Here is a 9835-nt window from a genome sequence, read left to right as displayed (position 1 = left end):
CTGGATGTAGGCCGGAATGAGTCCGCCCGGCGTCAGCAAGGGCGGATGTTTCCGGCAATCGGAGCGCCGGAAACACCAGTCCTGCGCTTAACGCGCGGACAGGCTTATTCCGGCCTACGTCGAGATGTGTATAACGACGAGCGCGGCGCGTGGGAACGAGAGAGTCACGCCCAATAACGGCCGCTTGGCTCATAGCCGTTCATGGCCGAATTTTAAAATCACCGGCGTCCCCTGATTATGAATGATGATCTGCTTGCGTCCTTCATCTGCCTTAACCGGGGCATCGGCTTTTTCCGCTTCGGCCGGGTTGGTTACGGTTTCGATACGCACTTCCGGTATCCAGCTTGGCTTAAGGCTTGAAGACGGCTGGTTTTGCGTTTTATCCGGCCAGTTAAGTTCGCTCAACAGATTGAAACAGACAGTGCTGATGTGATCGACCAATTGCGCCGCGCTGGTCGAACTCCCAGCGGCAAAATCTATATATAAATAGGTCGTTTGTGTCGGCTGTTCGATAGAAGTCAGTTCGCAGCCGATCGGCAGCACCTCGCTTTTTTGAAAATCGAGCGCTCTTGGATCGGAATTTCCGGAAGAAAATGAAAATCCGGGCGGCGTTTCACTGTGTTCAATCAAGCCGATTTCGGCGGTTAAGGTATGGCTGAAAACTTGATTGTCTTTAGCCCCTGTCGGATAGCCCCAGCCGGCCAAATTTTTGCTAATTCGGTTAGCCACGTCTTGTTGAGCCAATGTCGATTTCAACGACGGTTGCCTGATCGTACCGATTTTAAATTCAATTTGTTTAATCGATGCGGTGTCGAGTTGAGTCGGCTTTTTTTCCAGGCCCGGTGCGCAGGCGGTTAATAGCCCGGCCATTGCGACAGCTTTGAAAAACAGGCTCCTGACAGGGTCTTGTATTAGCTTATTCATGCGAATCCGGATGGTGTGAGACAGGTTCCGCAACTGTAGGCGAGTTGCCGGTTTCTGCCTATACGTCATTTGACTGATGAGTCAGATGACGCATTGTGCAAATTTCCCCCGAGCAAAATAATGATTCCCAGCCAACTTTCTGGCTGCATCCGGATAACCCGGCTGCACTATCAAATCACGTTTTAAATTCTGGGGAACCTGACATGAGTGATTCTACAAAAACAACGGCCGGACTACGAAGCAAGCCGCTTCTTTCGGCACTGAGCCTGTTAACGCTGGCGGTCGGGTATGCCCCGACCACGCAAGCCGGGGCAACATTTAAAATTGACGATACCAAATGGGTCAGCATCGGCGCAGGTTTGCGCACCAGCTTTCAAGCGGCCGAAAGCGGAGCCGGCGCCAGCGCCAACAAATGGAGCAACGACTTTAACCTGGACAACATCCGTTTGTACGTCAATGGGCAAATTCATAAATATTTGAAGGTCGAGTTCAATACCGACTGCCAAACCTGTAGCAACGGCGGCGAAGTGCGAGTGCTGGATGCAATCGGCAAGATTGAGTACGCCCCGATGGTTAACCTCTGGGTAGGCCGCATGCTGGTTCCGGCCGAACGCCGGGAAATGAACGGTCCGTTTTACAGCGCGATCTACAATATTTTTAGCTCAGGCACGCCGTTTGAGCCTGCCGATTACAATTTAACGATTAAATCGGACGGTACTTCAGCCGGTTCTTTCGGCCGTGATGACGGTGCGACCTTTTGGGGCGCGGCGTTTGACGGTCGCTTGCAATATGCGGTCGGTTTTTTCCGCGGCTTAAGAGGCGGCGCCAATGTCGACGACAATATTCTGTACAGCCAACGTTTCGCCTACAACTTCTGGGAGGTCGAGAAGAACCCCGGCTATTACACCTCAGGCACTTACTACGGCAAAGGCGGTGACATTCTGACCGTCGCCGTGTCCAACCAGTATCAGGAAGATGGCGCGGGCACCGCTGCAGATCACGGTAACTTCCGGGGAACCGCAGTCGATGTGCTGATGGAAAAAGTGCTGCCCAATAACAGCGTGGTTACGTTAAACGGCGAATACAAAAACTACGGTATTTCAGACGGTTACAGTCAGGCTTCGCGCGATGCAGGCGGCGGTTTTTCGATGTTTGAAGGCAATGCCTATGACGTCAGCGGCATGTACTTGTTTCCGCAAAAAGTCGGTATCGGCCAATTTCAGCCTTATCTGCGTTACGTGAATGTGATGCCCGGCGGCAGTTCCGACCGTAATTCCTATGAAGGCGGTGTGAACTATGTGATCGACGGCCATAACGCGCGCGTGTCTTTGAGTTGGGAATACGGCGATCTTATGACTAAAGGCCTGAATTACACCTCAACTGCCGCAGGCGAAAAAACCAACGCCGTTAAAGTCGGCTTTCAGTGGCAGATATAAATCTATTTAGCCGCTGGAAAATCGAACACAGATGTCACGGATTTTGGCTGATGGATGAAAAGGCAAAAGATGAAGGGCGAAAGGCTAAAGGCCCAAAATTTTAGCCCTTAGCCCTTAGCCCTTAGCCCTTAGCCTTTAGGCCACCTTTCTTTAACTATTTGAGATTTATTAATATGAAAAAATTATCTTCAAAACTGCGCTTACTCGGCATTGCCGGCGCGATAGCGACGTTGACCTTTACGGCCGGTACAGCAAACGCCGAAGACACCATCAAAGTGGGCGTGCTGCACTCATTGTCCGGCACCATGGCGATCAGTGAAACCACGCTGAAAGATACCATGCTGATGCTGATTGACGAGCAGAACAAAAAAGGCGGTTTGCTCGGCAAAAAACTTGAAGCGGTGGTCGTCGATCCGGCTTCCAACTGGCCATTGTTTGCGGAAAAAGCCCGCGAATTGCTGACCAAAGATAAAGCCGCCGCCATCTTCGGCTGCTGGACTTCCGTATCGCGAAAATCCGTGTTGCCGGTCATAGAAGAGCTTAACGGCCTGCTTTTTTACCCAGTGCAGTATGAAGGCGAAGAGTCGTCCAAAAATGTCTTTTATACCGGTGCAGCGCCGAACCAGCAGGCGATTCCGGCTGTTGACTATTTGATGAACGATTTAAAGGCAAAACGTTGGGTACTGGCAGGCACCGACTACGTTTATCCGCGCACCACCAACAAGATTCTTGAAGCCTACCTTCTTTCCAAAGGCGTAGCCAAAAAGGACATTATGGTTAACTACACGCCTTTCGGACATTCCGATTGGCAAAGTATTGTTGCCGACATCAAGAAATTCGGCTCGGCGGGTAAGAAAACGGCGGTTGTTTCGACCATTAACGGCGACGCCAACATCCCGTTCTACAAGGAACTGGGCAACCAGGGCATTTCCGCAGAAAAGATTCCTGTCATCGCGTTTTCGGTAGGCGAAGAAGAGTTGTCGGGCATGGACACCAAACCCTTGGTGGGTCATCTGGCTGCATGGAACTATTTCATGAGCATCGATACCACCAAAAATGCCGCTTTTATCAGCCAATGGCATGACTTTATCAAAAATCCGAAACGCGTCACCAACGATCCGATGGAAGCGCACTACATCGGTTTCAACATGTGGGTCAAAGCGGTCGAAAAAGCCGGTACCACCGATTCTGATGCGGTACAAAAAGCGATCATCGGCGTCGAGTTTCCAAACCTGACCGGCGGCACCTCAAAAATGTTGCCTAACCATCACATCAGCAAACCGGTGTTAATCGGCGAAATTCAGGACGACGGCCAATTGCAGACTGTTTGGCAAACCAACAAACTGGTTGACGGCGATGCCTGGTCCGACTTCTTGCCTGAAAGCAAACCGATTATCGCCGACTGGACAGCGCCTATCAGCTGCGGCAATTACAACACCAAAACCAAGAAGTGCTCCGGGCAGAATTTTTGAGCGGTAACTAACATATTTTCTAACACTGTGGGAGCGGCTTCAGCCGCGATTATCGCGGCTGAAGCCGCTCCCACGTTTACACCCGCCCAATCAGTGCCATCCGTTTTCCATTTATTAAACTACGGAGTTGTTATGAAACCGAATTCTTTCCGATGGTGTTGCCAAGTAATTCTGGGATTTATCCTGATGTCGCCAACCTTGAGTATCGGTCAGGAAAATACCGCTGAGGATGCTTTCTCAGCGGCTTTATCCAATCTTAAAGCCGGGTCCATGCAAGAGCGCGGACAGGCTATCGAACAACTGGCCGCCGTGCAAAAGCCGCAGGCCACTACGGTATTACAAGCCCTGCTCGATGGGCGGTTATTTACTCTTAAAACCGATGGACAACTGGTCATCGGCGAAGAAATCGAGACCGGCTACAAACTGACCGACGCCAAAAGCGCGGAAAGCCTCGGCATAGTGGAACGCTCCGCTACGCAAAAAATCACCGTTAATAACAGCCTACGCACCTCGTTACGGAAAATAATCGGCCGCTTGCAATTGAATGACGACGATTCCGCCGTAAGACTTGCCGCTGTTAGTGCGATGGGCAAGTCTGTGGACGATCAGAGTTTGGCAATGTTGCGCGGCCATCTGCCAATGGAACAGGACGAAAGCGTACAAAAAGCGATCAAGCTTATTTTGGGACAGGAACAATTAAATAGCGCAGACAAAACCGTGCGTTTGGCGGCGATAGACTTATTAAAGGAACAAGCCAGCCAGAATGTGGTTAACCGCTTAAATGAACTGGTCGAAAAAGATGCCGACGGCCATTATCTGGAAGCGGACAGCGATGTGCGCAATCAAGCCGAAGCCGCGCTGTCAAAAATCAATTCCCAACTGCAAATGTATGCCGGTATCGAAACCCTGTTTTTCGGTTTAAGTCTCGGCGCGGTGCTGGTGTTGGCCGCAATTGGCCTGGCGATTACCTTCGGCGTGATGGGCGTGATCAACATGGCGCATGGCGAGCTGATGATGCTCGGCGCTTATACCACCTACGTCACGCAGCAACTGATGCCCAACCATTTGGGGCTGTCGCTGGCGATTGCGGTACCGGCCGCTTTCATCATTTCGGCATTGACCGGGATTGTGATTGAGCGCGGCATTATCCGGTTTTTATACGGCCGCCCGCTGGAAACGCTGTTGGCGACTTTCGGCGTCAGCCTGTTTTTGCAACAGACCGTACGGTCGATATTTTCGCCGCTAAACCGCAGCGTCGCGACGCCGGAATGGATGAGCGGCACCTTGCAAATCAACGACTTTTTGTCGCTGACCTGGAACCGCTTGTACATACTGGTGTTCTGCCTGATGGTGTTCGTATTGTTGCTGCAAATCCTCAAGCGCACCCGCCTGGGCCTGGAAGTGCGCGCTGTTGCGCAGAACCGCAACATGGCTAAAGCCATGGGCATTCCGACCGGCCGGGTCGATGCCTTGACCTTCGGGCTGGGCTCGGGCATCGCCGGAGTGGCCGGGGTTGCGTTAAGCCAGATCACCAATGTCGGCCCGAATTTGGGACAGGCCTATATTGTCGATTCGTTTATGGTCGTCGTTTTCGGCGGCGTCGGTAATTTATGGGGCACGCTGGTGGCGGGATTTTCGTTGGGCATTGCCAATAAATTGCTCGAACCTTACGCGGGCGCGGTTTTGGCGAAAATACTGGTGCTGGTATTTATCATTTTATTCATTCAAAAACGCCCGCGCGGGTTATTTCCGCAACAGGGCCGCGCGGTGGAGGGCTAAGCGATGCTGTTCAAAAATGATAAAGCCACAGTTTGGGTGCTGGCTGTTTTGGCCGCAATCAGCCTGATTGTTCCGCTGTGCAACCTGATTTTTGCACCGGGTTCGCCGCTGTATTTCTCCGCTTATACGGTGTCGCTATTGGGAAAATATACGACTTTCGCGTTGCTGGGCATGTCGCTGGATTTGGTTTGGGGTTATTGCGGCATTCTGGCTTTGGGTCATGGCGCTTTTTTTGCGCTGGGCGGCTATATGATGGGCATGTATTTAATGCGCCAGATCGGTAATCGCGGCGTTTACGGCGATCCGCTGCTGCCCGATTTTATGGTGTTTCTCGATTGGAAAGAACTGCCCTGGTATTGGCACGGTTTCGACCAGTTCTGGTTTGCCGCGATCATGATTGTGTTGGTTCCCGGTGCCCTGGCTTTTTTATTCGGCTGGTTGGCGTTCCGCTCGCGGGTGACCGGCGTTTATCTGTCGATTATTACCCAGGCGCTGACTTATGCGCTGTTATTGGCTTTTTTCAGGAATGAAATGGGCTTTGGCGGCAACAACGGCTTAACCGATTTCAAGGAAATTCTTGGCTTTAATATTCAATCCGATGCAGTCCGCGCCTGTTTGTTGATGGCCTCAGGCATGATCCTGATTCTTGCTTTCCTAGCGAGTCGTTGGGTGGTCAACAGCAAACTCGGGCGGGTGGTAAGAGCGATTCGCGACCAGGAAATGCGGGTGCGTTTTCTGGGTTATCGCGTTGAGATGTTCAAACTATGGATTTTTGTGTTTGCGGCGATGCTGGCCGGGATTGCCGGGGCTTTGTATGTGCCGCAAGTGGGCATTATCAATCCCAGCGAATTCTCGCCGCTGAACTCATTGGAAATCGTCATCTGGGTCGCTATCGGCGGCCGCGGCACGCTGTACGGCGCAATCGTCGGCGCGGTGCTGGTCAATTACACCAAGACCCTGCTGACCGGATGGGCGCCGGAAATCTGGCTGTTTTTCCTCGGCGCTACTTTTATTCTGGTGACAGTGTTATTGCCTGATGGCTTACTCGGATTCTGGCAACGCCGCTTGCAGGAGCAAAAATAATGAACGGCTTAGCGCTTAAACCAGGACAGGTAGATACCAGTCACGGCCCGATTCTTTATCTTGAAGATGTCAGCGTCAGTTTCGACGGCTTCAAAGCCTTGAATAAGCTGTCTCTATATATAGACGCAGGCGAATTGCGCTGTTTGATCGGCCCGAACGGCGCCGGTAAAACCACGCTGATGGATGTGATTACCGGCAAAACCCGCCCCGATACCGGCTCGGTGTTTTTCGGGCAAACCATCGACCTGCTGCAAATGGACGAACCGGCCATTGCCCAGGCGGGCATTTGCCGCAAATTCCAAAAGCCCAGCGTCTTTGAAATGCTCAGCGTATTCGAAAATCTGGAACTGGCTTTAGCGACCGATAAAGGCGCATGGGCGACTTTATTTGCGAAGTTGAACGGAACCCAGCGCGACCGCATTGAGCAAGTGCTGGAAACGATAGGGCTGGTTGAACTCAGGTCGCAACCTGCGGGCATCCTGTCGCACGGGCAAAAACAATGGCTGGAAATCGGCATGTTACTGATGCAGGAGCCCAAAGTCATGCTGGTCGATGAGCCGATAGCGGGCATGACCCATCAGGAAGTGGAACGCACGGCAGAACTGCTGTTATCGTTGCAGGGCGAGCGCTCCATCGTTGTCGTCGAGCATGATATGGAATTTGTGCGCTCGATTGCCAAGCATGTGACGGTGCTGCATGAAGGCTCGGTGCTGACAGAAGGCACGATGGACGAGGTACAGAACGATCCTCGCGTGATACAGGTTTATTTGGGGGACTGATGCTGAAAATTAGCGGATTGAATCAATATTACGGCGGCAGTCATACCTTATGGGATCTGAATCTGGATATTCCGGCCGGTTCCTGCCTGTGTTTAATGGGCCGCAACGGTGTCGGCAAAACTACCTTGCTTAAATGCATCATGGGATTGATCGATGTGCGCGACGGCGCTATCGACTACAACGGCGAGGCGCTAACCCTTGCCAAACCGGAACACCGCGCCGAGTTGGGTATCGGTTTTGTGCCGCAGGGCCGGGAGATTTTTCCGCTGCTGACGGTCGAGGAAAACCTGAAAATCGGCCTGCGTGCGGTGCGTAAACAAGGCATTAAAAAAGTCCCGGAACATATCTATGAACTTTTTCCGGTGCTGAAACAAATGCTCAAACGGCGCGGCGGCGATTTATCCGGCGGCCAGCAGCAGCAACTGGCTATCGGCAGAGCCTTGGTGCTTAATCCCAAACTGCTTATTCTGGACGAGCCGACCGAAGGCATACAGCCGAATATCGTCAGCGAAATCGGCGACGTGATTATCCGCCTGAACCGTGCCAAAGGCATCACGACGCCCTTGCTAAAACAAGGCGACGAAGCGAAGGATGAAGTGCGCGAAGGGATAATCAAGATCAAAAACGAATTGGGCGTAACTGTGTTGCTGGTGGAACAAAAACTGCCGTTTGCGCGTAAAGTCGCGGACCGGTTTTATATTATGGATAGAGGCCGCGGCGTGGCTGTCGGGGCGATGAATGAATTGAGCGATGACATGGTTAAGCGGTATTTGACGGTTTGATGGATATGATGTCGGCGTTTATTTGGGCTTGTGGAGCACAGTGACTGCAAATACACCTACAAATGGCTGGCTGGCGGAACTAGAACTGGGATTCGCCCACCAACACGGCAAAACGCTACTGGCGCACCGTCGCCATCAAGGTCCATTAACTGTACAACGGCCTTTTTACCCGGAAGGCGACGTGTGCCATGTGTATATCCTGCATCCGCCGGGCGGTATTGTCGGCGGAGACCGGTTAAACCTTTGCATCAATGCCGAACAAAACATTCACGCCCTGATTACCACTCCGGCTGCCGGAAAGTTTTATCGCAGCAACGGCGAACTGGCCGTTCAAACGGTGTCGATAAAAGTGGAGGAAGGCGCAGCAGTGGAATGGCTGCCGCAGGAAACCATTATTTATCAGGGCGCACAGCTAAAATCGACGGTCAATGTCGAATTGGCGGCAGGCGCGCGTTTTATCGGTTGGGAAATTCTGTCTTTAGGACGGCCTGCCTGCGGCGAGAGTTTCGATGTCGGTTTAGCGGATATGAGCTGGCAGGTTTATTGCCGGGGGCAGCCTTTGTTTTTGGAACGCCTGCATCTGGATGCGAAGGCTTTTGCGGCCGGTTGGGGATTGCAGGGTTTATCGGCTTGCGGAACCTTGTTTGCCAGCCCTGCCAATGCTGAAAGTTTGGCCGCAGTCCAACAATTAATCGGCGATAGCAAAGGCCGCGGCGTGACGCTTATTGATGACCTGCTGGTCTGTAGAGCTATTGATAGCCGAAGCGACCGGCTGCGCGGTTTTTTCGAACAGGTTTGGGCGGTTGTGCGGCCCGATTCAGTACAACGCAAAGCTTGTGCGCCGCGAATTTGGGCGACTTGAGTTTTATTCAGCACGAACGACTGCATGGATGCAGGAGGTAGAGCAACGCAAGGAGCGGTTGCCGAGACACGAAGGACACGAAGAAAAAATTTAATAACTTATGCTGGCTCCCAAGGATGTAGGCCGGAATAAGCCGGTTCGAGCGATAGCAAGAACTGGCGTTTCCGGCACTCCGATTGCCGGAAACGCTCCACCCTTGCTGTCGCCGGGCGGGCTTATTCCGGCCTACTACGTCGAGTTGTGTATAACTCCAGCTTGGGAGAACTTTCAAACTTCGTGTTCTTCGTGCCTCGGCAACCGCTCCTTGCGTTGCTCTACCTCCTGCATCCATGCAGTCGTTCGTGGTGAATAAATAAATCCGATGCAGGAAATAATCTGAATAAAAATTGGACTAAAACAATGCAATTAACACCACGCGAAAAAGACAAACTGTTGATATTTACCGCAGGCCTGCTGGCCGAACGCCGCAAAGCCAGAGGCCTGAAGCTTAATTACCCGGAAGCCGTGGCTTTTATCAGCGCCGCGATTATGGAAGGCGCGCGCGACGGCCGCACCGTTGCCGAATTGATGGAATTCGGTCGCACCCTGCTATACCGCGACGATGTGATGGAAGGCGTGGCGGAAATGCTGCCCGATGTGCAGGTTGAAGCGACCTTTCCGGACGGCACTAAACTGGTTACGGTACATAACCCGATCGAATAACAAAGTAGGAGCACAG

The 9835-nt window shown here is 52.3% G+C and carries 9 protein-coding genes; 8 read left to right on the top strand and 1 reads right to left on the bottom strand.

Annotated features, from left to right (window positions below; translation table 11 throughout):
- Positions 1 to 189 precede the first annotated feature (189 nt).
- Positions 190 to 924: a hypothetical protein gene (locus tag Q8L79_RS06795; RefSeq protein WP_305269377.1), complete on the bottom strand. Its 735-nt coding sequence runs from the start codon at positions 922 to 924 to the stop codon at positions 190 to 192.
- 203 nt (positions 925 to 1127) lie between these two features.
- Here Q8L79_RS06795 and Q8L79_RS06790 point away from each other — a divergent pair, with 203 nt between their 5' ends.
- The 8 genes from Q8L79_RS06790 to ureA all read left to right on the top strand — a co-directional run bounded on the left by Q8L79_RS06790 (position 1128) and on the right by ureA (position 9819).
- Complete coding sequence (locus Q8L79_RS06790) at positions 1128 to 2360, top strand: hypothetical protein (RefSeq protein WP_305269375.1); 1233 nt, start codon at positions 1128 to 1130, stop codon at positions 2358 to 2360.
- Between the two features lie 173 nt (positions 2361 to 2533).
- Positions 2534 to 3832: an urea ABC transporter substrate-binding protein gene (gene urtA, locus Q8L79_RS06785; RefSeq protein WP_305269373.1), complete on the top strand. Its 1299-nt coding sequence runs from the start codon at positions 2534 to 2536 to the stop codon at positions 3830 to 3832.
- Between the two features lie 132 nt (positions 3833 to 3964).
- Positions 3965 to 5611, top strand: coding sequence for an urea ABC transporter permease subunit UrtB (gene urtB, locus Q8L79_RS06780; protein WP_305269371.1), 1647 nt, complete (start codon positions 3965 to 3967; stop codon positions 5609 to 5611).
- A gap of 3 nt (positions 5612 to 5614) precedes the next feature.
- Positions 5615 to 6694, top strand: a complete 1080-nt coding sequence (gene urtC, locus Q8L79_RS06775) for an urea ABC transporter permease subunit UrtC (protein WP_305269368.1) — start codon at positions 5615 to 5617, stop codon at positions 6692 to 6694.
- The gene (gene urtD / locus Q8L79_RS06770) at positions 6694 to 7473 is read left to right on the top strand and encodes an urea ABC transporter ATP-binding protein UrtD (protein WP_305269366.1); all 780 of its coding nucleotides are present in this window, start codon (positions 6694 to 6696) and stop codon (positions 7471 to 7473) included. Before urtC ends, urtD begins: the two co-directional genes overlap by 1 nt.
- Complete coding sequence (locus Q8L79_RS06765) at positions 7473 to 8255, top strand: ABC transporter ATP-binding protein (RefSeq protein WP_305269363.1); 783 nt, start codon at positions 7473 to 7475, stop codon at positions 8253 to 8255. The genes urtD and Q8L79_RS06765 overlap by 1 nt, the downstream gene beginning before the upstream one ends.
- Positions 8256 to 8295: 40 nt before the next feature.
- Complete coding sequence (locus Q8L79_RS06760) at positions 8296 to 9117, top strand: urease accessory protein UreD (RefSeq protein WP_305269360.1); 822 nt, start codon at positions 8296 to 8298, stop codon at positions 9115 to 9117.
- A 399-nt stretch (positions 9118 to 9516) separates the two neighbouring features.
- Positions 9517 to 9819 carry an urease subunit gamma gene (ureA, locus tag Q8L79_RS06755; RefSeq protein WP_305269357.1) on the top strand — a complete coding sequence of 101 codons (303 nt, stop codon included), beginning with the start codon at positions 9517 to 9519 and terminating at the stop codon, positions 9817 to 9819.
- Positions 9820 to 9835 lie beyond the last annotated feature (16 nt).

The organism is Methylobacter sp. (genome assembly GCF_030680395.1).
GTDB lineage: Bacteria > Pseudomonadota > Gammaproteobacteria > Methylococcales > Methylomonadaceae > Methylobacter_A.
This window is presented reverse-complemented; position numbering and strand designations above follow the sequence as displayed.